The 21218-nt window shown below is 70.8% G+C and carries 21 protein-coding genes; 12 read left to right on the top strand and 9 right to left on the bottom strand.

What is annotated here, in order from left to right; all coding sequences use genetic code 11:
- The first annotated feature begins 53 nt into the window (after window positions 1-53).
- Window positions 54-1322 (top strand): tyrosine--tRNA ligase, encoded by a 1269-nt coding sequence (gene tyrS / locus ACZ7L6_RS38295; RefSeq protein WP_471932237.1) that lies wholly within the window; start codon window positions 54-56, stop codon window positions 1320-1322.
- 60 nt (window positions 1323-1382) lie between these two features.
- Here the strand turns inward: tyrS and ACZ7L6_RS38290 are convergent, their stop codons facing one another.
- Entirely contained in the window at window positions 1383-1658 is a 276-nt protein-coding gene (locus ACZ7L6_RS38290) for a GlsB/YeaQ/YmgE family stress response membrane protein (RefSeq protein WP_471932235.1), read from the bottom strand.
- Between the two features lie 245 nt (window positions 1659-1903).
- On the opposite strand from ACZ7L6_RS38290, the gene ACZ7L6_RS38285 reads away from it, so the two are divergent.
- A complete protein-coding gene (locus ACZ7L6_RS38285) occupies window positions 1904-2299 on the top strand; it encodes a DUF3099 domain-containing protein (RefSeq protein ID WP_471932233.1) in 396 nt (131 codons plus the stop codon).
- Between the two features lie 223 nt (window positions 2300-2522).
- Complete coding sequence (locus ACZ7L6_RS38280; protein ID WP_398820926.1) at window positions 2523-2750, top strand: hypothetical protein; 228 nt, start codon at window positions 2523-2525, stop codon at window positions 2748-2750.
- On the opposite strand, the gene moaA is transcribed toward ACZ7L6_RS38280, so the two are convergent.
- The 3 genes from moaA to ACZ7L6_RS38265 all read right to left on the bottom strand — a co-directional run bounded on the left by moaA (window position 2733) and on the right by ACZ7L6_RS38265 (window position 5866).
- On the bottom strand, window positions 2733-3722 hold the full coding sequence (gene moaA, locus ACZ7L6_RS38275; RefSeq protein WP_471932292.1) for a GTP 3',8-cyclase MoaA: 990 nt from the start codon (window positions 3720-3722) through the stop codon (window positions 2733-2735). The two genes, ACZ7L6_RS38280 and moaA, sit on opposite strands and share 18 nt — an antisense overlap.
- Window positions 3723-3884: 162 nt before the next feature.
- Window positions 3885-5513, bottom strand: coding sequence for a solute symporter family protein (locus tag ACZ7L6_RS38270; RefSeq protein ID WP_471932231.1), 1629 nt, complete (start codon window positions 5511-5513; stop codon window positions 3885-3887).
- Window positions 5510-5866: a DUF485 domain-containing protein gene (locus ACZ7L6_RS38265; RefSeq protein WP_471932229.1), complete on the bottom strand. Its 357-nt coding sequence runs from the start codon at window positions 5864-5866 to the stop codon at window positions 5510-5512. The genes ACZ7L6_RS38270 and ACZ7L6_RS38265 overlap by 4 nt, the downstream gene beginning before the upstream one ends.
- A gap of 386 nt (window positions 5867-6252) precedes the next feature.
- On the opposite strand from ACZ7L6_RS38265, the gene ACZ7L6_RS38260 reads away from it, so the two are divergent.
- The 3 genes from ACZ7L6_RS38260 to ACZ7L6_RS38250 all read left to right on the top strand — a co-directional run bounded on the left by ACZ7L6_RS38260 (window position 6253) and on the right by ACZ7L6_RS38250 (window position 10530).
- Complete coding sequence (locus tag ACZ7L6_RS38260) at window positions 6253-7785, top strand: S8 family peptidase (protein ID WP_471932227.1); 1533 nt, start codon at window positions 6253-6255, stop codon at window positions 7783-7785.
- Between the two features lie 103 nt (window positions 7786-7888).
- Window positions 7889-9259 (top strand): CoA transferase, encoded by a 1371-nt coding sequence (locus tag ACZ7L6_RS38255; protein WP_471932225.1) that lies wholly within the window; start codon window positions 7889-7891, stop codon window positions 9257-9259.
- A gap of 263 nt (window positions 9260-9522) precedes the next feature.
- Window positions 9523-10530 carry a CopD family protein gene (locus ACZ7L6_RS38250; RefSeq protein ID WP_471932223.1) on the top strand — a complete coding sequence of 336 codons (1008 nt, stop codon included), beginning with the start codon at window positions 9523-9525 and terminating at the stop codon, window positions 10528-10530.
- 25 nt (window positions 10531-10555) lie between these two features.
- On the opposite strand, the gene ACZ7L6_RS38245 is transcribed toward ACZ7L6_RS38250, so the two are convergent.
- Window positions 10556-11599, bottom strand: a complete 1044-nt coding sequence (locus ACZ7L6_RS38245) for a zinc-dependent alcohol dehydrogenase family protein (RefSeq protein ID WP_471932221.1) — start codon at window positions 11597-11599, stop codon at window positions 10556-10558.
- 166 nt (window positions 11600-11765) lie between these two features.
- Window positions 11766-12476 (bottom strand): VIT1/CCC1 transporter family protein, encoded by a 711-nt coding sequence (locus tag ACZ7L6_RS38240; protein ID WP_471932219.1) that lies wholly within the window; start codon window positions 12474-12476, stop codon window positions 11766-11768.
- A gap of 196 nt (window positions 12477-12672) precedes the next feature.
- On the opposite strand from ACZ7L6_RS38240, the gene ACZ7L6_RS38235 reads away from it, so the two are divergent.
- The 3 genes from ACZ7L6_RS38235 (at window position 12673) to ACZ7L6_RS38225 (ending at window position 14860) form a co-directional block, all read left to right on the top strand.
- Complete coding sequence (locus tag ACZ7L6_RS38235) at window positions 12673-13683, top strand: DEDDh family exonuclease (protein ID WP_471932217.1); 1011 nt, start codon at window positions 12673-12675, stop codon at window positions 13681-13683.
- Window positions 13684-13762: 79 nt separating this feature from the next.
- Window positions 13763-13996 (top strand): hypothetical protein, encoded by a 234-nt coding sequence (locus ACZ7L6_RS38230; protein WP_079051088.1) that lies wholly within the window; start codon window positions 13763-13765, stop codon window positions 13994-13996.
- A gap of 72 nt (window positions 13997-14068) precedes the next feature.
- Window positions 14069-14860 (top strand): SURF1 family cytochrome oxidase biogenesis protein, encoded by a 792-nt coding sequence (locus tag ACZ7L6_RS38225; protein ID WP_471932215.1) that lies wholly within the window; start codon window positions 14069-14071, stop codon window positions 14858-14860.
- A 20-nt stretch (window positions 14861-14880) separates the two neighbouring features.
- Here the strand turns inward: ACZ7L6_RS38225 and ACZ7L6_RS38220 are convergent, their stop codons facing one another.
- The 3 genes from ACZ7L6_RS38220 to ACZ7L6_RS38210 form a co-directional block, all read right to left on the bottom strand.
- Entirely contained in the window at window positions 14881-15834 is a 954-nt protein-coding gene (locus tag ACZ7L6_RS38220; protein WP_471932213.1) for a hypothetical protein, read from the bottom strand.
- A 286-nt stretch (window positions 15835-16120) separates the two neighbouring features.
- On the bottom strand, window positions 16121-18274 hold the full coding sequence (locus tag ACZ7L6_RS38215) for a carbon starvation CstA family protein (RefSeq protein WP_471932211.1): 2154 nt from the start codon (window positions 18272-18274) through the stop codon (window positions 16121-16123).
- A gap of 115 nt (window positions 18275-18389) precedes the next feature.
- Entirely contained in the window at window positions 18390-18608 is a 219-nt protein-coding gene (locus ACZ7L6_RS38210) for a DUF3311 domain-containing protein (protein ID WP_471932209.1), read from the bottom strand.
- Between the two features lie 169 nt (window positions 18609-18777).
- On the opposite strand from ACZ7L6_RS38210, the gene ACZ7L6_RS38205 reads away from it, so the two are divergent.
- From ACZ7L6_RS38205 to ACZ7L6_RS38195, 3 genes are read left to right on the top strand one after another with little or no spacing between them, the layout of a single operon-like run.
- The gene (locus ACZ7L6_RS38205) at window positions 18778-20316 is read left to right on the top strand and encodes a sodium:solute symporter family protein (RefSeq protein WP_471932207.1); all 1539 of its coding nucleotides are present in this window, start codon (window positions 18778-18780) and stop codon (window positions 20314-20316) included.
- An 8-nt stretch (window positions 20317-20324) separates the two neighbouring features.
- A complete protein-coding gene (locus tag ACZ7L6_RS38200; RefSeq protein WP_471932290.1) occupies window positions 20325-20894 on the top strand; it encodes a sigma-70 family RNA polymerase sigma factor in 570 nt (189 codons plus the stop codon).
- Entirely contained in the window at window positions 20891-21202 is a 312-nt protein-coding gene (locus tag ACZ7L6_RS38195) for a hypothetical protein (protein WP_471932205.1), read from the top strand. Before ACZ7L6_RS38200 ends, ACZ7L6_RS38195 begins: the two co-directional genes overlap by 4 nt.
- Window positions 21203-21218 lie beyond the last annotated feature (16 nt).

The following is a 21218-nucleotide window of genomic DNA, read 5'->3' as shown; positions in this document are numbered from 1 at the left end:
CGTAGTCGGCTGTCACCCGACTGCCCGAAGATCATCAAGGAGACACGAGAACCGTGACGGACATCGTCGACGAGCTGAAGTGGCGCGGCGTGATCGCCCTGTCCACTGACGAGGACGCATTGCGCAAGGCGCTCGCGGACGGTCCCGTCACGTTCTATTGCGGTTTCGACCCGACCGCGGCCAGCCTGCACGTCGGCCACCTGGTCCAGGTCCTCACCATGCGCCGCCTCCAGCAGGCGGGCCTGCGCCCGCTGGCGCTGGTGGGCGGCGCCACGGGCCAGATCGGCGACCCGCGCCCGACGGCGGAGCGCACGCTGAACGACCCGGAGACGGTCGCGAACTGGGTGAACCGCCTGCGCGCGCAGATCGAGCCGTTCCTGTCCTTCGAGGGTGAGAACGCCGCGGTGATGGTGAACAACCTGGACTGGACGGCCGGCATGTCGGCCATCGAGTTCCTGCGGGACATCGGCAAGCACTTCCGTGTCAACAAGATGCTGACCAAGGACTCGGTCGCCCGTCGGCTGCAGTCCGAGGAGGGCATCAGCTACACGGAGTTCAGCTACCAGCTGCTGCAGGGCATGGACTTCCTGGAGCTGTACCGGCGGCACGGCTGCACGCTCCAGCAGGGCGGCAGCGACCAGTGGGGCAACCTCACGGCGGGTCTGGACCTGATCCACAAGCTGGAGCCGCATGCCAACGTGCACGCTCTGGCGACGCCGCTGATGACCAAGGCCGACGGCACCAAGTTCGGCAAGACCGAGGGCGGCGCCATCTGGCTCGACCCGGAGATGACGACGCCGTACGCCTTCTACCAGTTCTGGCTGAACGCGGACGACCGGGACATCTCCACCTACATGCGCATCCTCTCCTTCAAGTCCCGTGCGGAGCTCGAGGAGCTGGAGAAGCAGACCGAGGAGCGCCCCCAGGCCCGTGCCGCTCAGCGCGCGCTCGCCGAGGAGCTGACGACGCTGGTGCACGGTGCCGAGCAGACGGCCGCTGTGATCGCCGCGTCCAAGGCCCTCTTCGGCCAGGGCGAGCTGACGGATCTGGACGACAGGACGCTGGCGGCGGCCCTCTCCGAGGTGCCGCACATCCAGGTCGACCGGCTCGGCCCGGTCGTCGACCTCTTCGCCGAGGTCGGCCTCGTGGCCAGCAAGTCCGCCGCACGGCGCACCGTGAAGGAGGGCGGGGCCTACGTGAACAACGTGAAGGTCGCCTCCGAGGACGCGGTGCCCGCGAAGGAGGACCTGTTGCACGGGCGGTGGCTGGTGCTGCGGCGCGGGAAGAAGAACCTGGCGGCGGTCGAGGTGACCAGCGGCTGAGCGGACATATGAACGGGGCGGCTCCGGTGCCGGAGGCCGTCCCGTTCGCCGTATGCACCGTCAGGCTCTCCGCCTGCTGCCCCGGGCCGCCGTGTATGCCCTGTCGCCGAGGCCGACGAGGATGACCGCGGCCACGAGCTGGAAGGCGTGGCGCCACCAGTCGATCCCGTCAGTCGCGTCGACACCGGCCGCCCGTGCGATCGCGTTGCCCCCGATGGCCCCGATCATGCCCAGAATGGTGGTCAGCCACAGAGGGATGTGTTGCCTCCCCGGAATGACGGCCTTGGCGATCAGGCCGAGCACGAGTCCCACGATGATCGCCCACAACCAGCCCATGGTGGCCTCCTCGTACGGCTCGACGTGAGCACTAAGGCCAGTGTCGGTCCAGGCGCCTTACGCCGCATGCCGGGTATGGCTGTACGCGTTACGGCTGAGAGCGTTCGCCCAGGTGGCAGGGGCCCCGGTCTCGTAGGCGGCGCAGGCGAGGCGTACCGTGGGAGGTGTCCTGGCCCGGGCTCCCGACCGGGGGCGGACGGGTACGGGCAGGGGGAGAGTCCGATGCGGGCGGATGGTGGAATGTGATGCGGAAGCTGCACGCGGGCAACACCGAGGTCTTCCGGATCACCGGGGCCAGGGCGGGTCTCCAGGACGATGTGCGCGCCCGGCAGCGCCGGTACGTCATCTCGATGTCGGTCCGTACGGTGTCGGTGATCCTCGCGGCATCGCTGTGGAACGTCGAACGGCACGTCGCGATCGTGGCGTTGGTGCTCGGGGCGGTCCTTCCGTACATCGCGGTGGTGATCGCCAACGCGGGGCGGGAGAATGCGCCGTCCCTGCCGTCGACGTTCGTGACGGCGCCGATACGGCCGATGATCGCGCCGCCGCGGACGAACGACGGTTTCGCGGAACCTGTCGCGGAAGATGTGGCGGGTGACTCCGCGCCGGGCGCACAAAGCAAACCGGGCGACGGGGTGTGATCCTTCGGAGCGTCGTCCTCCGGAACTCTCCGGGAGTCGAGTCCGCGCCAAGCTCAGGAAAAGCTCAGATCAATAGTGTTGTTCCGGTGCCGGGGGACGGGTTACCCGTGACATACTTCGTGGACGCTCCGCATCCCCCGTCGGAGCGATGGACCGACGCCGGGCAGCTCCCCCCGTGGCTGCTCGGCGTCGCCTTTTTGTGCGCGAACTGTGAGACGAAGCTGTGAGTGACGAGACGCCGATCTGCTCCGCCAAGGGCTGCCGTGCCGACGCCGTGTGGGTGCTGGCGTGGAACAACCCGAAGATTCATACGCCGGAGCGGCGCAAGACGTGGCTCGCCTGTGAGGAGCACCGCGAGCATCTTTCGCAGTTTCTCGGGGTGCGGGGGTTCTTGAAGGACGTGGTCCTGCTGAAGGAGTGGGAAGAGCCCTCTTCAGCCACCGATCGCTGACATGGGCCTGTCCGGCTGGACGAAGCTCGGGTCGTCCAGGCCCGCCCCCGCCTTCTTGCCCCACATCGCCAGCTTCCAGATGCGGGCTATCTCCTCGTCGGGGGCGCCCGAGCGCAGGGCCGCGCGCAGGTCCGTCTCCTCCGTGGCGAACAGGCAGGTGCGGACCTGACCGTCGGCCGTCAGGCGGGTGCGGTCGCAGGCCGAGCAGAAGGGGCGGGTGACGGAGGCGATGACGCCGACCACGTGGGGGCCGCCGTCGACCAGCCAGCGCTCCGCCGGGGCCGAGCCACGCTTCTCCGCGCCTTCCTCGGTGAGCTCGAAGCGGGTGCGCAGGGAGGTCAGGATGTCCCCGGCGGTGATCATGCCGTCGCGCTTCCAGCCGTGCTGTGCGTCCAGGGGCATCTGCTCGATGAAGCGCAGTTCGTAGTCGTGCTCCACCGCCCAGGCGAGCAGGTCCGGGGCCTCGTCGTCGTTGAGGCCCGGCATCAGGACCGAGTTGACCTTGACCGGGGTCAGGCCGGCGTCGCGGGCGGCGTGCAGGCCCTCGATGACGTCCTTGTGGCGGTCGCGGCGAGTGAGGGTCTTGAAGACGTCCGGGCGGAGGGTGTCAAGGGAGACGTTGACCCGGTCCAGGCCCGCGGCCTTCAGGGCGGCCGCCGTGCGCTTGAGGCCGATGCCGTTCGTCGTCAGGGACATCTGGGGGCGGGGGTCGAGGGCGGCGACGCGCTCGACTATGCCGACCAGGCCGGGGCGCAGCAGGGGCTCGCCGCCGGTGAAGCGGACCTCCTCGATGCCGAGGGAGGTGACGGCGATGTCGATCAGGCGGACGATCTCGTCGTCCGTGAGCAGGTCGGGCTTGGCCAGCCACTGCAGGCCCTCTTCGGGCATGCAGTAGGTGCACCGCAGGTTGCAGCGGTCGGTCAGCGAGACCCTCAGGTCGGTGGCCACCCGGCCGTAGGTGTCGATGAGCACGTGGGCCCCCTCCCTCGTCACGGACCAGAATCTTCTTCCGTCACCTGTGAGCCTACGTGACGGCACTGACAGCGACACCAGCCCGATCCCACGACGTAAGACACGGCCGCGTCGTAGAGACCTACGACGCGGCCGCTCAGGGGGCGTGCTCAGTGGGCGTGCTCAGTGGGCGCCGGTGCCGGTCAGGGACCGGACCTCCAGCTCCGCGTACTTGCCGGCGTCGGGCTCTTCCTTGGACAGGACCGTGCCGAGCCAGCCCATGAAGAAGCCGAACGGGATCGAGATGATGCCCGGGTTCTTCAGCGGGAACCAGGCGAAGTCGACGTCGGGGAACATCGCCTTGGGGTCGCCGGAGACGACGGGCGAGAACAGCACCAGGCCGACGGCGACGATGAGACCGCCGTAGATCGACCACAGCGCGCCCTGGGTGGTGAACCGCTTCCAGAACAGGCTGTAGAGGATCGTCGGCAGGTTGGCGGAGGCCGCCACGGCGAAGGCCAGGGCGACCAGGCCGGCGACGTTGAGGTCGCGGGCGAGGGCGCCGAGGAGGATGGAGACGGCGCCGATGCCGATGGTGGCGAGGCGGGCCGCCCTGACCTCCTGCTTCTCCGTGGCCTGACCCTTCTTGATGACGTTCGCGTAGATGTCGTGGGCGAACGACGAGGACGAGGCCAGGGTGAGGCCGGCGACGACCGCGAGGATCGTCGCGAAGGCGACCGCCGAGATGGTGGCGAGCAGGATCGCGCCCCACGCCGAGTCGACGCCGCCCAGGTGCAGGGCGAGCAGCGGGGCGGCCGTGTTGCCGGACGGGTTGGACGCGATGATCTCGTCCTGGGAGATCAGCGCGGCAGCACCGAAGCCGAGGGCGATGGTCATCAGGTAGAAGCCGCCGATGATGCCGATCGCCCAGTTCACGGACTTACGGGCGGCCTTGGCGTTGGGCACCGTGTAGAAGCGGATCAGGATGTGCGGCAGGCCGGCGGTGCCTAGGACCAGGGCGATGCCGAGGGAGATGAAGTCCAGCTTGGAGGTGCCGGTCGCGCCGTACTGCAGGCCGGGCTCCAGGAAGGCGGCGCCCTTGCCGCTGTTCTCGGCGGCCTTGCCGAGCAGGTCGGAGATGTTGAAGTTGAACTTCAGCAGCACCAGGAAGGTGATCAGGATGGTGCCGCCGATGAGCAGGACGGCCTTGACCATCTGGACCCAGGTGGTGCCCTTCATGCCGCCGATGGAGACGTACACGATCATCAGGACGCCGACGAGGGCGACGATGAGGATCTTGCCCGCGTCGGAGGTGATGCCGAGCAGCAGCGAGACCAGGACGCCGGCACCGGCCATCTGGGCGAGCAGATAGAAGATCGACACGACGATCGTGGACGTACCGGCCGCCGTGCGCACCGGGCGCTGGCGCATGCGGTACGCGAGGACGTCACCCATCGTGTAGCGGCCGGAGTTCCTCAGCGGCTCGGCCACCAGGAGCAGGGCGACCAGCCAGGCGACCAGGAAGCCGATGGAGTACAGGAAGCCGTCGTATCCGAAGAGGGCGATGGCGCCCGCGATGCCGAGGAAGGACGCGGCGGACATGTAGTCGCCGGAGACGGCGAGGCCGTTCTGGAAGGCGCTGAACGACCGGCCGCCCGCGTAGAAGTCGGCGGCGTCCTTGGTCTGCCGGCCCGCCCAGACGGTGATGAAAAGGGTCGCGACCACGAAGAGCGCGAACAGGGTGATGATCAGCGGCCGGTGCTCGCTGGCCTCGTTGGCGGCGAGTTGGACCTGGGTCATCGCGGGGCTCATGCGCCGCCCTCCATACGGGTCTTGATGGCCTCGGCCTTGGGGTCGAGCTTGGCGCCGGCGTGGCGCGAGTACCACCAGGCGATGAGGAACGTGGTGACGAACTGGGCGATACCGAAGACGAACGCGACGTTGATGTTGCCGAACAGCTTGGTGCCCATGAAGTCGCCCGCGTAGTTGGAGAGCAGGACGTACAGCAGGTACCAGGTGATGAAGGCGACGGTCAGCGGGAAGGCGAAGGAGCGGTAGGAGCGGCGCAGTTCACCGAACTCCGCACTCTGCTGCACCTCGGCGAACTCCTCGGTGGAGGGGAGTTTGTGCTGCTCTTTCGAGGGGGGCGGTGCGTCGGTAGCCACGGAGTCTCCTCGCGTTGCGGGCGCTGTTGCGACAATGGACGGGGATGGATGGGGGGTTGGGGACGGATCAGGTGGGGACGAATCGGGTACGGGCATGGCGGCTCTGTTCCTCGCAGTGACGTGGATCACGTGAGCCGGGTGGCGATGTTAGGGCCACAGCGCGTGATCCGACAGGGGGCTCGATCCTGCTCGCGCCTCCTTCCCAAGGTCACGGCGCCACGCGAGGACCGGTTCAACTCCAAGGGCTTCTTTCCGAAGTCGCTCGGATCAGTGATTGCTGGCCAGGAAGATCAGGGATAGCTTCGCTCCTGCACCACTGGCATGTACCTGCCTGCGTCCCATCCACGCCTCGGGCAGTTTCCCGTTCCGGATGATGTGGAGAACCCATGGTTCATCTGCGGTCCAGACGCCGACTCGGCGTCGCCGTACCCCTCGTTCTTTCGCTGACCGCCTCGCTCGGCTTCCTGCCGGCGGCGGCCTCGGCCGCACCGCTCGCGGAGCCCGCCGCACAGACCGCGGACGCCCCCAGCCTTGCGTATGTCGTCAACACCAAGACGGACCACCGCACGATCGAGTCGGTGAAGAAGGCGATCGCCGCGGCCGGCGGCACCGTCGTCGCCACGTACGCGAAGATCGGCGTGATCGTCGTCCACTCGGCGAACCCGTCCTTCGGCGCCCAGATACGCGCGGTGCGCGGGGTCCAGTCGGCGGGCGCCACCCGTACGGCTCCCCTGAGCGCCGCGGGGTCGACGGACGAGGGCCCGGCGCAGAAGCTGTCGCACGCACAGGGCGCGAAGCTCGCGAAGGCGTCCGCCGCGACCGAGGGCAGCGAGCCGCTCGAGGCCGACCAGTGGGACCTGCGGGCGATCGGCGCCGACAAGGCGGCCAAGATCAACCCGGGCAGCTCGAAGGTCACCGTCGCCGTCATCGACACCGGCGTCGACGACACCCACCCGGACCTGGCCCCGAACTTCTCCGCGTCCCAGTCGGCGAACTGCGTCGGCGGTGTCGCGGACACCAGCGAGGGCGCCTGGCGGCCGTACACCGCGGAGGACTACCACGGGACGCACGTCGCGGGTGAGATAGCCGCGGCCCGCAACGGCATCGGCGTCGCGGGCGTTGCGCCGGGTGTGAAGGTCGCCGGCATCAAGGTGAGCGACCCCAAGAACGGCCTGTTCTACCCGGAGAACGTCGTCTGCGCCTTCGTGTTCGCTGCCGACCACGGCGTGGAGATCACGAACAACAGCTACTACGTCGACCCGTGGCTGTACAACTGCATGGACGACCCCGACCAGAAGGCCATCGTCGACGCGGTCAACCGGGCCCAGCTCTACGCCCAGAAGAAGGGCACGCTGCACCTGGCCTCGGCGGGCAACTCCAACCACGACCTGGACACCGACTCCATCGTGGACGACACCAGCCCCGACGACTCCACGCCGGTGCCCCGTACGATCGACCCGCACACGTGCTTCGACGTGCCGACCCAGCTGCCGGGCGTGGTGACGGTGACCGCGACGGGCGTCAAGAACGTCAAGTCGTACTACTCGTCCTACGGTTACGGCGTGGCCGACGTCGCGGCCCCGGGCGGCGACCGGAAGTTCCAGATCCCGACGGACACCCCGTCGGCGAACGGCCGCATCCTGTCCACCATGCCGAACGGCGAGTACGGCTGGCTGCAGGGCACCTCAATGGCCTCCCCGCACGCCGCCGGCGTCGCCGCGCTGCTGAAGTCGAAGTACCCGTACGCGACTCCGGCCCAGCTGCAGGCGCTGCTGAAGGCCCAGGCGGACAACCCGGGCTGCCCCGAGTCGTACGACCAGGACGGCGACGGCACGCAGGACGCGGTGTGCAAGGGCGGCAAGCGGTACAACGGCTTCTACGGGTTCGGGATCGTCGACGCGCTGGATGCCGTCGACTGAGTTGACCGAAGTGGATTGATCGGGGGGTCACATGTAGCCCGGCCACTGGTCAGGCGACCCTCCGGTCAACATGTTGATCGAGTCAACACTGCATAGTGCAGTCATGACTGGAATCAACTCCGCTTGGTCCGCGGTGGGCGGCGATCACTCCCTTCTCCCGCGGGTGTCGGCCGTAAGGCGGGAGGGCGCGCTTCATGCGCGCCTTCCCGTACGGGAGTTGGCGCGCGCGTGCGTGGGCGCGTGCGCGTTGGCGGCAGCCGAGCTCGGGGCGCGGAGAGGCGGGCTCGCCCAGGTGCCGAGGGTGCGGCTGGACGACGGGGCGATCGCCACGGCGTTCGTCAGCGAGCGGCATCTGCTGGTCGACGGGCGCGCACCGGTCACCTTCGCGCCGCTGTCGCGGTTCTGGCGGACGGCGGACGGCTGGGTGCGCACGCATGCGAACTATCCGCATCACCGCGCCCGGCTGCTGGCCGCACTGGGTGTGGCGCAGGAGGATCCGGACGCCGTGGGGGCGGCCCTGGCCGAGCGGTCCGCGCGTGACGTGGAGGAGACCGTATACGCGGCCGGCGGACTGGCCGTGGCGCTGCGGACGCCCCAGGAGTGGGCGGCGCACGAGCAGGCGGCCGAGGCGGCCCGGCGACCGCTCGTCGAGCACGAACGGCTGGACACGGCACGCGCGCGTGCGCTCCCGCCTCTCGGCGGTTCTCCCCTGCTGCCCGCCGCCGGAGTACGCGTGCTGGACCTGACACGGGTCATCGCGGGACCGGTCGCCACGCGCACGCTCGCGCTGCTCGGCGCGGACGTCCTGCGCGTGGACGCGCCACAGCAGCCGGAACTGGCCGACCAGCACGCCGACACGGGCTTCGGGAAGCGGTCGGCGACACTGGACCTGATGACCGACCGGCGCGCCTTCGAGGACCTGCTCGCGGCGGCGGACGTCGTAGTCACCGGATACCGGCCGGGCGCCCTGGACCGGCTCGGGCTGTCGGCGCGGGAGCTGGCCGAGCGGCGGCCCGGGCTGATCGTGGCGCAGTTGTCGGCGTGGGGCTCGTACGGGCCGTGGGGTGAGCGGCGCGGGTTCGACAGCCTCGTACAGGCCGCCACCGGAATCGCCGTGATCGAGGGCCCGGCGGAGCGGCCCGGGGCGCTGCCCGCGCAGGCCCTCGACCACGGGACGGGGTATCTGCTGGCGGCGGCCGTGCTGCGGGCGCTGACCGAGCAGCGGGAGCAGGGGTACGGCCGGTGCGTACGGCTGTCGCTGGCGCGCACGGCGGAGTGGCTGCTGAACGGGATCGAGCCCGGCCCGGAAGGCAACCCGGCGGCTTACGACGCACCCGACACCTGGCTCACCGAACGGGACAGCACGCTCGGGCGCCTGCGGTACGCCCTGTCGCCGGTGTCCTTCGCGGGCGGTCCGGTCGACTGGGCACGGCCGCCGGGGGTTTGGGGGGCGGATGCGGCGCGGTGGGCCTGAGCGGCGGAGACCGGGGAGGGCGCGTGGGGGGGCTGAGCGGCTGGAGCCTGCACTCCGCGCATGGCAGGCTTCGACGGCAGAGGCGGCATGCCATGACCCGGCGGTTGGAGTCCGCGCGGTGAGTCTGAACGGCGGAGGTCGGCACTCCGTGTGGTGACGCTGAGCGCCGGGGTCACCCGAGCCGTACCCCTGGGCGGAATGCCGTAGCCCCACTTGTTTACCGGCACTTGCCCGGCTCTGAGATATTTTGTGAAGATCACGAGGTGACGTTGACGAAACCCTCCCCCGCCCCCTCCGACGGGACTGGGCCCAGACCCCGCCCCGGCGTGGGCCGGGCCGTCGCCGTTCTCGGCCTGGTGGGGCTGGCGGCGCTGATCCCGCTGCTCGGGCCGTCGGCCGCGCTGCACGGCACCGGGGAGGCCGCCGCGCCCGGCACCGGTGGGATCGCGCTGCTGCGTGCGGTGCTGTTCGCGGCGCTGTGCGTCCCGTTGGGCGAGGTGTTCGTGAACCGGCTGGCCCGTGCCGTGCCCGGCGCTCCCCCGGCCAGGCCCGGCAGTTGGGCACCGTACACGGCCGCCGTCGGTTTCATCGCCGCGCTCGGCCTCGCCTCGGTCGTGTCCACGGGCAATCTCGTGCCGCACAGCCCCGCCGACCTCGACATCGGCGGCCTCTACGACTCGCGCGACGGCAAGCTCGCGCTGCTGGAGGTCAACGCCTTCGCCGTGGCCGGGCTGTGCGCCCTCTCGCGTCGGCCCGCCACCCAGGTCTGGCCGCTGGCGGCGGTCGTGGTCGCCGAGGCGCTGCGGGCGCACCCGCCGACCGAGCACCATCCACTGCTGGGCTCCGGGCTGACGCTGGTGCACCTGATCTGCGCGTCGCTCTGGGCCGGCGGACTGCTGTACGCCCTGCGGACCCTGCGCGGATGGGGCGTCAGGGAGGCGGGCGCGGCCCTTCTGGGCCTCTACGCGCGCGTGGCGGCCGTACTGCTCGGCGCCATCACGGCGACGGGCGTGTGGAGTTCACTGCGCCGGATGCCGTCGGACACGGTCCTGGAGCAGCTGACCGGGACGGCGTACGGGCGTGCCCTGCTGGCGAAGGTGGTCCTGGTGGCGGCCGTGGCCGCGCTCGCCCTGTGGGCGCGGATCCGGCTGCGCCGGGCACCCGACCCGCTGACCGCCTGCTCCCCCGCACGGGCGGAGGTCGTCGCCCTGGGAGTGGTGGTCGCGCTGTCGGGGCTGCTGACGGCGCTGCCGGTGCCGATCCGCTGGTGAACGCCCGTCAACGGGCCGGCGAGCGTCAGTTGGTGACGAGCACCTTGAGCGCGGTGCGCTCGTCCATCGCCTTGTAGCCGGCGGGAACGTCCTCCAGACCGACGGTCAGGTCGAACACGGGCGACGGGTCGATCGTGCCGTCGAGGACGTCGGGCAGCAGCTCGGGGATGTACGCACGGACCGGTGCGACTCCCCCGCGCAAGGCGATGTTGCGGTCGAACATGACGCTCAGATCCAGTCCCGTACCGCTGCCGTGCGGTACCCCGACCCACCCGATGGTGCCGCCGTCGCGGGCGATCCCGACCGCCGTACGCATGGACTGTTCGGTGCCGACGGCCTCGACGACGGCGTGTGCGCCCTGCCCGCGCGTGAGTTCGCGTACGGCCTCCACGGCCGCGTCCCCGCGTTCGGCGACGACCTCGGTGGCGCCGAAGCGGCGCGCGATGTCGGTACGGACCTGGTGGCGGCCCAGCGCGATGATGCGCTCGGCGCCGAGGCGCTTGGCGGCGAGCACCGCGCACAGCCCGACGGCACCGTCCCCGACGACGGCGACCGTGGCCCCTGGGCGGGCTCCTGCGCCGAGGGCGGCGTGGTGGCCGGTGCCCATGACGTCGGACAGGGTCAGCAGGGCGGACAGCAGGTGGTCGTCGGAGGCGGCGTCCTTGGGCAGCTGGACGAGGGTGCCGTCGGCGTGGGGGACGCGCACGGCTTCGCCCTGGCCGCCGTCGGAGCCGACCGAGCCCCAGAAGCCGCCGTGCTCGCAGGAGGTGGTGAGGCCCTCGCGGCAGTAGTCGCAGACGCCGTCGGACCACATGAAGGGCGCGACGACGAGGTCGCCCCGCCGCACGCCGGTCACCTCGGAGCCGGTCTCCTCGACGACACCGAGGAACTCATGGCCGATCCGCTGCCCCGGCTGCCGGGCCGCCTCCCCCCGGTACGCCCACAGGTCGCTGCCGCAGATACAAGCGCGCAGCACCCGCACCACGGCGTCGGTGGGCTGCTGCACCACCGGATCGGGCACGTCCTCCACGCGCATGTCGAAGGGGGCGTGGATGGTGGTGGCGCGCATGGCGAGGGTCCTTCTCGTCTCTGGTCGTACGTGCGCTCGGGGGGTGGTCGAGCGCGCATCCCACCGTACGTCGCCGTCGGCGCCCGGCGCGCTTCGAGGGCTCCGAGTGTGCCAGCGGCCTAAGGGAACCGCGGGCAATATCGGCGCCCTCCTCTGCGGCCCGCCCCTACACGCCCGCCACGTCCAGCAGCGACCCGGCCGCGTAGGTGACCCCCATGGCCAGCGCGCCGCCCGCCATGTTCCGAAGCACCGCGCGAGCCGGGGCGGCGGCGCCCAGGCGGGCGCTGCTCCAGCCGGTCAGGGCGAGGGCGGCCAGCACGGAGGCGACGGTGACCGCCAGCCGCCAGTCCGCCGGGGGCAGCACCATCGCGAGCAGCGGCAGCAGCGCACCGGCCGTGAAGGCCAGGAAGCTCGCCCACGCCGCGTGCCACGGGTTGGTCAGCTCGTCCGGGTCGATACCGAGCTCCACGCGCGCGTGCGCCTTCAGGGCGTCCCGTTCCGTCAGCTGGACCGCAGCCTCCCGGGCCACGTCCCGGGACAGCCCGCGTCGCTCCAGCAACTCCGCCAGCTCCGCGAGCTCCTCCTCCGGCCGCTCCCGCAACTCCCGCTTCTCCACGGCCAACGCGGCCTTCTCCGAGTCGCGCTGTGTGGACACCGAGACGTACTCCCCGGCCGCCATCGACATCGACCCGGCGAGCAGTCCGGCCAGCCCGGCCGTGAGCAGGGCCGCGCGGTCGTCCATGGCGCCGGCCACGCCGACGACGAGTCCCGCGGTCGACACGATGCCGTCGTTCGCTCCGAGCACGGCCGCCCGCAGCCAGTTCAGCCGCTCGCCCAGGGCGCCGCCGTGGGCCTCGTCATGCGTGGGTTCGGTCACATGCGGAGAATCGCACCACGGGAGACATCAGGGACGTACCGACGCTCCCGGGCAGGCATCCGGCCGACCTGGGCACAGCAACCCCGCGTGTGCGCCGACGCGTTGACGTCCTTGTGTTCGGAGCGCCCGAACGGGCGGGCGGGGCAAGGCACCTGACGGACAGGACTGTCAGTCCCGGCCCGTATCCTCAGTGACCATGCTCGAAGACCATGTGACCGCAGCGTCCTCCGCCACGGCGTGGCCGGCCGCGTATCCGCAGGGATACGCGGTCGTTGACGTGGAGACCACCGGCCTGGCCCGGGACGACCGGATAATCTCCGCGGCCGTCTACCGGCTGGACGCGCGCGGCGAGGTCGAGGACCACTGGTACACGCTGGTCAACCCGGAGCGCGACCCGGGCCCGGTCTGGATCCACGGTCTGACGAGCGAGGCACTGGAGGGCGCTCCCCTCTTCCAGGACATCGCCGAGGAGTTCTCGGCCCGGCTGGACGGCCGCGTGCTCGTCGCGCACAACGCAGTCTTCGACTGGCAGATGATCGCGCGGGAGTACGCGCGCGCGGAGCGCCAGGCCCCGGTGCGGCAGCGGCTGTGCACCATCGCACTGTCCAAGGAGCTGGGGCTGCCGCTGCCCAACCACAAGCTGGAGTCGCTGGCCGCGCACTTCGGCGTCGTACAGCAGCGCGCGCACCACGCGCTGGACGACGCGCGCGTGCTGGCGGAGGCGTTCCGGCCGAGCCTGCGGGCCGCCGCCGCGGACAGCGTACGGCTGCCGCTGCAGGAGTGCCGGCCACTGACCGAGTGGCGGGACACGGCCGCACCGCGGATCGGACAGCAGGCGGGCGGAAGCGGGGGCTACGGCGGCTCCAGCAGCTATCGGCCGACCAGTTGGCGTCCGTCCCGGAAGAGGCCCGCCTGCCCGTACCCCAACCCGGGACGCTACGAAGAGGGCAAAAGACTCAAACAAGGCATGCGGGTCGCCTTCTCCGGAGACACGTCGATCGAGCGCGATCTGCTGGAGGACCGGGCGATCGAGGCCGGGCTGCATGTGTCGACGAGCCTGTCCCGGCTGACCAGCCTGCTCGTCACGAACGACCCGGACGCGGGTACCTCGAAGGTGGTCAAGGCCCGGCAGTACGGGACGCCGGTGGTGGACGAGGCGGCGTTCGGGCAACTCCTCAGGGACGTGGAACCGGCGTCGGAGCAGTGACCGTACGGACGGGTGATTGCCGCGCGACTCGCCCGGAGCCCCCTCGCCCGGGCCGCGGTGACGGCTCACCCTGTGGCGCATGGCGACATGTGAAGTGTGCGGAAACGACTACGGCATGACCTTCGAGGTGCACGCGCAGGGCGCGGTGCACGTCTTCGACTGCTTCTCCTGTGCGATCCACCGCATGGCACCCGTCTGCGAGCACTGCCGTGTCCAGATCATCGGGCAGGGCGTCGAGGTCGAGGGCCACTGGTACTGCGGTGCGCACTGCGCCCGCGAGGAGGGGAAGGTGGGGATCGTCGACAAAGTGTGAGCCCGGTCCGGACCCGGACCCGGACGCGGACCCGCCTGAGATCACCCCACGACCGAGTTGTACGGTCGTGGGGTGTACCGCTTCCTGTTGTCCCGGCAGTGGGTGATCCTCACGCTGGTCGCCCTCCTCCTCATCCCCACGATGATCAGGCTGGGCATCTGGCAGATGCACCGCTACGAGGAGCGCTCCGCACGCAACCAGCTGGTCGCCGACGCGCTGGGCGCGAAGCCGGTGCCCGTGGAGAGGCTGACCTCCCCGGGACACACCGTCACCTCCAAGGAGCGGTACCGCTCGGTGACCGCCGAGGGCCGCTTCGACACCGAGCGGGAAGTCGTCGTGAGGCGGCGCGTCAACGCCGACGAGGAAGTCGGCTTCCACGTCCTGACCCCCTTCGTCCTGACGGACGGCAAGGTGCTGCTGGTCAATCGCGGCTGGATCCCCGCCGACGGCCCGAGCCAGACGGCGTTTCCCAAGGTCCCCGCGCCGCCGAGCGGCCGGATCACCGTCACCGGTCGGCTGATGCCGGACGAGACGACCGAGGCGAGCGGCATCAAGGACCTCAAGGGCCTCCCCGACCGGCAGCTCATGCTGATCAACAGCGAGCAGGAGGCACAGCGCCTCGACGCCCGGGTGCTCGGCGGTTACATCGTGCAGACGGCACCCGAGCCCGAGGGCGACACGCCGGAGCTGATCGGCAAGCCCGGCAACGAGAACGCTCCGCTGAACTACGCGTACGCCATCCAGTGGTGGCTGTTCGCGGCGGGCGTTCCGATCGGCTGGTTCGTCCTGGCCCGCCGCGAGGCCCGGGAACGGGCGCAGGCGGCGGCACCGGAGGAGACGGAGACGACGCCGGCCCCGGTGTAACGGCACCGGTTCCACCGCTTTCAGCCGCGGCGGCGGCCGGTCAGCTGGTCGCGCCAGTAGACGAAGGTGCGTTCCGGCTCGGGCAGCAGGTCCCACGGGTGGCGGGTCATGTGGCGGCCGATGCGCTGGAAGACCCGGCCCGCGTCGTCCGGGCGGTGGGCGCGGGTCAGGGCGAAGGCGAGCAGGTTGAGGTCGGTGACGGCTTCGGCGTGCGGGGCCGCGGCGGTGTGGAACCAGCGGGAGAGGGCCGTGTCGATCTCCCGTACCGCCCTGGGTTCGTTCCAGTGACCGCTCGCGCCGAGCGCTGCGACGCCCGTCCGGTCCTGCTGGTGGGCGGCGAGTTCCACGCGGGCCGCCACCGGCAGCAGGGCGATCGGGGATCCGTGCGGTGCCTGGAAAGCGGTCTGCCAGGCGAAGTCCATCATGTCGGGGACCGCGCCGTGCCCGCGCGGCGACAGGTAGCGCAGCATCAGGTGGTAGGCCGTGCGATGCCAGGGCGCCCGGTTGACGGCCTGGGTCCACACCGGCACGGCGTCCCGCACCGGTACGGCACAGGCGTGCATCAGGGACAGCAGCGCCAGCCAGGGCGTGGGGTCCTCCGGGCAGGCCGCAGCGGCACGCAGACACGTCTGCTCGGCACGGCGTACCGCGGGGTGTCCCTCGGCCGGGGCTCTGGCCGACTGCACGAAGGCGCGCAGGACCAGGGCGTCTCCGTCGTCGGGGCGGTCGGTGGCCCATCTCTCGGAGACGGCGACGGGTAGCTCCTGGGCGAGGACGGAGACCCGGTGGGTACGGCGGTCCCAGTCGCGTCCGGTGGTGTGCAGCAGTTCCGCCACGGGTTCCCATGCGGGGCTGGAGCGGCCGGCACCGAGGCCGTGGAGCTGCTGGGTGGGGCGGAGGTCGCGCAGGGTTCTGTGGAGGGGGTCGTCGTCGAGTTCGGGGCGGATGAGGAGGGATGGTCGGCGTCTCAGCATGTGGGTCCATGTCTCGCCGTGGGGGTTCTGGGTTTCGGGCGGCTGCGGGTAGTCGGGGCTGGTCGCGCAGTTCCCCGCGCCCCTACAGGTGCGTCCACTGCACGCACTCAAGGGGCGCGGGGCTGTGTCGCCATGCGGCTCCGCCGCGCGGGCGCGAGCGACCACGAACCACCCGCAGCCGCCCTCCGGCATCAGCAGCAGCGGCCCTCCGGCTGGTCCTCCCGGTGCAGCAGGCTCAGTACGTCCATCAGCTCACGCACATACCACCGCACCCACCGCACCGCCCTCATGACCGGACCCCCACCAGCGGCTCACCGGCCTGCTCCGGCACGTCGATGCGGGACTCGACGTACGGTGCCTCGGTCGTCGGCAACGGCTGAGGGGCGCGGACGGCGCGGACGCAGACCACGGCGCAGTTGACCAGGACCGTGAGGACGAGCAGGAGGAAGACGGCCATGATCACGCCGTCGACCGTGTTGTTGACGACGATGGTGTGCATGTCGTCCATGTTCGTGGCGCCCGGGAGGAGCTGACCGTCCTCGATGGCCTGGGCGTACTTGTCGCGCAGGGCGAAGAAGCCGATCGCCGGGTTCTCGGAGAAGATCTTCTGCCAGCCGGCGGTGAAGGTGACGGCCACGTCCCAGGCCAGCGGGATGCCGGTGACCCACGCCCAGCGCAGCTTGCCCGACTTGATCAGCACGGTGGTGGTGACGGCGAGGGCGACGGCGGCGAGCAGCTGGTTGGCGATGCCGAACAGCGGGAAGAGCTGCTTGATACCGCCGAGGGGGTCGGTGACACCGGCGTAGAGGAAGTATCCCCAGGCGCCGACGACCAGGGCGCTGGTGATCCAGATGCCGGGCTTCCAGGTGACGCGGCCGATCGGCTTCCAGACGTTGCCGAGCATGTCCTGGAGCATGAAGCGGCCGACGCGGGTGCCGGCGTCCACCGTGGTGAGGATGAACAGCGCCTCGAACATGATCGCGAAGTGGTACCAGAAGGCCTTCATCCCGGCGCCGCCGAACACCCCGGCGAAGATCTCCGACATGCCCACGGCCAGCGTCGGCGCGCCACCGGAGCGGCCCACCAGCGTCTCCTCCTCGACGGCCTTGGCCGCGGCGGTGAGCTGGTCCGGGGTGATGGTGAAGCCGAGGTTCTTCACCGCTTCGGAGGCGGTGTCGACGGTCGGGCCGAGCAGTGCGGCCGGGGAGTTCATGGCATAGAAGAGGCCCGGTTCGAGGACGCAGGCGGCGATCAGGGCCATGACGGCGACGAAGGACTCCGTGAGCATGGAGCCGTAGCCGATCAGCCGGACCTGGGACTCCTTCTGGATCAGCTTCGGCGTGGTGCCGGAGGAGACCAGGGCGTGGAAGCCGGACAGGGCGCCGCAGGCGATGGTGATGAAGAGGAAGGGGAAGAGGGAACCGGCGAAGACCGGTCCGGCGCCGGTGGAGGCGAAGTCGGTCACCGACTCGGCCTTGAGGTTCGGGGCGGCGATCACCACGCCGACGGCCATCAGGGCGATGGTGCCGACCTTCATGAAGGTCGAGAGGTAGTCACGGGGCGCCAGCAGCATCCACACCGGCAGCACCGAGGCGAAGAAGCCGTAGCCGACCAGGCAGAAGACCAGGGTCTCGGGGCTCCAGACGAAGTACTCGGCGAGCGAGGAGTCCTGGATCCAGCCGCCGCCGAGGATGGCGAGCAGCAGCAGGGCCACGCCGATGAGGCTCGTTTCCACGACCCGGCCGGGGCGCAGGTAGCGCATGTAGAAGCCCATGAAGAGGGCGATCGGGATGGTCATGGAGACCGAGAAGGTGCCCCACGCGGACTCCGCCAGCGCGTTGACGACGACCATCGCGAGGACCGCCAGCAGGATGATCATGATGGCGAAGACGCCGATCAGCGCGGCCGCACCGCCCACCTTGCCGATCTCGTCCCGGGCCATCTGGCCCAGGCTCTTGCCGTCCCGGCGCATCGAGAGGAAGAGGACGATCATGTCCTGCACCGCACCGGCGAAGATCACGCCCGCGATGATCCAGATCGTGCCGGGGAGGTATCCCATCTGCGCGGCCAGGACCGGGCCGACCAGCGGGCCGGCGCCGGCGATCGCCGCGAAGTGGTGGCCGAACAGCACCCGCTTGTCGGTGGGGTGGTAGTCGACGCCGTCCTCAAGACGTTCGGCGGGAGTGGCCCGGGTGTCGTCGACCTGGAGGACCCGGCGGGCGATGAACCGCGAGTAGAAGCGGTAGGCGATCGCATACGAGCCGAGGGCCGCCACGACCAGCCAGACGGCCGAGATCTCCTCGCCCCGCGACAGGGCGAGCACGGCCCAGCCGAGGGCCCCGGCCAGGGCGACGGCACTCCAGATCGCGACCGACTTCGGCGCCATTCGTGACTTTTCCGGCGCCGAGCGGCCGGATTCGGGCATGGCTGATGTGGGCATGGCGGCTCCTGACCTCAACAGGTGGGCACAGCAGGGGGTGACGCGAAACAGGGCAGAACAGGGGCAGAGCAGGGGTGAAGCAGACCGGCGGTGAAGCCGTAAGGGAACGTGCGGCTCAGCGATGTCGATGTCGGTCCGTCAGCGCGTACGCCGCGAGCAGGCAGAGGCCGCACCCCGGCACCCAGGCGAGCTGGTACCAGTAGAAGAACGGCGTCCCGGCCAACCGCGGTTCGGCACCGGCGTACCAGGGGACCCACAGCAGGCCTGCGGCGGGCGCCAGAAGCAGTACGGCGATCGCGACGCGCCGTAGCCGGTGATGCCCGGTCCGTGCCATGACCTGCGCTCCTCTCCCGCTCGCTGTCGGTCTGTGCAAGAGTTGCCCACCCGCGGGATCCGGTTGACAGCGAATTTCCAGAAGATTTCCCCCCGGTTTTCTGTCATCCGTTCCGGCCGCTCGCGCAACTACTCGCGTGAGGGCACAGGCACACCAAGGACGGTGACCCATGGCCGATGGCGCCATGACCGCGACGTTTCTCGCCGTGATCGGCGGAGCGTCGCTGCTCGCCGTCACCGCGCGGCGCCTGCGTACGAGCGATCGCCTGCCGTCCCTGGAGGGCTGGGCGCTCGCCGACCGCAGCCTCGGCCCGGTGTGGACCTGGCTGCTGCTCGGCGGCACGATCTTCACCGCGTACACCTTCGCCGCCATACCGGGCCTGGCCTACGGCAACGGCGCCCCCGCCTTCTTCGCGGTGCCGTACACCGTGATCGTCTGCCCGATCGCCTTCGTACTGCTGAGCCGCCTGTGGACCGTGGCCCGCACGCACGGCTACGTCACGGCGGCCGACTTCGTGCGCGGCCGGTACGGCTCGCCGCCGCTGGCGCTGGTGGTCGCGCTGACCGGGATCCTCGCGACGATGCCGTATCTCGCGCTGCAGCTGCTCGGCATACGGGCGGTGCTGGCGGCGGGGGGTGTGTATCCGCGGGGTGCGGCCGGTGATCTGGTGATGGTGGCGCTGTTCGCGGGGCTGGCGGTCGCCACCTACCGGCACGGGCTGCGCGCCCCCACCGTCATCTCCGCGCTCAAGGCCGTGGCCGTCTTCGTCTCGCTGACCGCGGTGACCTGGCTGGTGCTCGACCGGCTCGGCGGCCCGGGCGCCGTCTTCGACGGTGCGGCCGAGCGCCTCGGCGGCCCGGCGCTGCTCCTCACCCCCGAGCAGCAGCCCGCCTACGCCACCCTCGCCCTCGGATCGGCGCTCGCGCTGCTGATGTACCCGCACGTCCTCACCGCCGGTTTCGCCGCCGACGGCCCGCAGACGCTGCGCAAGGTGTCCGTGGCCCTGCCCGCCTGGACCGGGCTGCTCGCCCTGTTCGGCTTCCTCGGCATCGCGGCCCTGGCGACGGGCGTGCGCGCCCCGGCCGGCGGCGCCGAGGCCGCCGTACCGATGCTGGTCGACCGGCTGATGCCGGGCCCGCTGGCCGGGCTGGTGTTCGGCGCGATCACCGTCGGGGCGCTGGTCCCGGCGGCGGTGATGTCGATCGCGGCCGCCACGAGCTTCGTGCGCAACGTGTACGTCGAGTACGTCCATCCGACGGCCACGCCCAAGCGGCAGGTGCGCATCGCCAAGGCGGTGTCGCTGACCGCGAAGGTGGGCGCGGTGGCGTTCGTGTTCGGGCTGCGCGACCAGGACGCCATCAACCTCCAGCTCCTCGGCGGGGTCTGGATCCTGCAGATCTTCCCGGCCGTCGCGGTCGGGCTGTTCACCGGGCGGCTGCATCCGCGGGCGCTGCTCGCCGGATGGGCGGTGGGCATGGTGGCGGGGACCTACATGGTCGTACGGGAGGGGTTCTCGTCGATCGTGGCCCTCGGCTCCGGGCCGGAGATCTACGCCGGGCTCGCCGCCCTGCTGCTCAACCTGACCGTCGCCGTGGCCGGGACCGCGATGCTCGAACGCCTCGGCGTCCCGCGCGGCGCCGACCTCACCGACCTGCCGTCACGCCTGAGTGTCAGGCGGCGCCCCGAGACGGGAGCGAACAACCCGTGAGACAGCATCTGAGACGCGAAACGGAGACTCAATCAGAGACTCCCGTACCGGCCGTGCCCCTCGCCCCCGCGGTGAGCGACCCGGCGGACCTGGAGCGCGAGGCGGGCCTCGCCCGCCTGTTCGAGCTGCACTACTCCTCGATGCTGCGCCTCGCCGTCCTGCTCGGTGCCGACGACCCGGAGAACGTGGTCGCGGAGGCCTACTACCAGATCTACCGGAAGTGGCGGCGGCTGAGGGACATCGAGGCGGCGGAGGCGTATCTGCGCTCCACCGTCTGTAATCTGACGCGGATGCGGATACGGCATCTCCAAGTGGCCCGCAAGCACGTGGAGAAGCCCGCCGAGGAGCTCGTCGCCTCCGCCGAGAGCACCGCGCTGCTCCACGACGACCAGCGCGTCCTGATCGACGCGCTCCAGCAACTGCCCGCCCGGCAGCGCGAGGCGCTGGTGCTGCGGCACTGGCTCGGGCTGAAGGAGAGCGAGATCGCCGCGGCGATGGGGATCTCCTGCGGTTCCGTCAAGACCCATACGGCGCGCGGCCTCGCCGCCCTGACCCAGGCGATGGAGGCCCGGCGATGACGCATCGAGACGCGACTGGGTCGCGGGGCACCGGTCCGGACCGCACGGAGCAGGAACTTCGCGAGGCGCTCTCCGCGCTCGCCGACGGGGTGCAGGCGGCGCCCGACGCCTATCGCACGGCGCGCGGCGAATGGCTGCGCCGGGAACGCCGGCGCCGGCTCGTCCTCGCCGTCCTCGTCATGGTCGTGTTCGCCCTGGCCACGCTGATCGGCCTGTGGGTCCTCAACCAGGCGCCGGCGGACCCCGGCGTGATCTTCTCCGGCACCGGGTCCGCGGCGGGCGCGTCACTCCCCCGGCCCCACCCCTGATTGGCCTACCGGCCCT

This window comes from Streptomyces sp. NPDC107522, assembly GCF_055657525.1.
The sequence above is the reverse complement of the archived record's forward strand: the minus strand, read 5'-3'. Positions and strand labels throughout refer to the sequence as shown.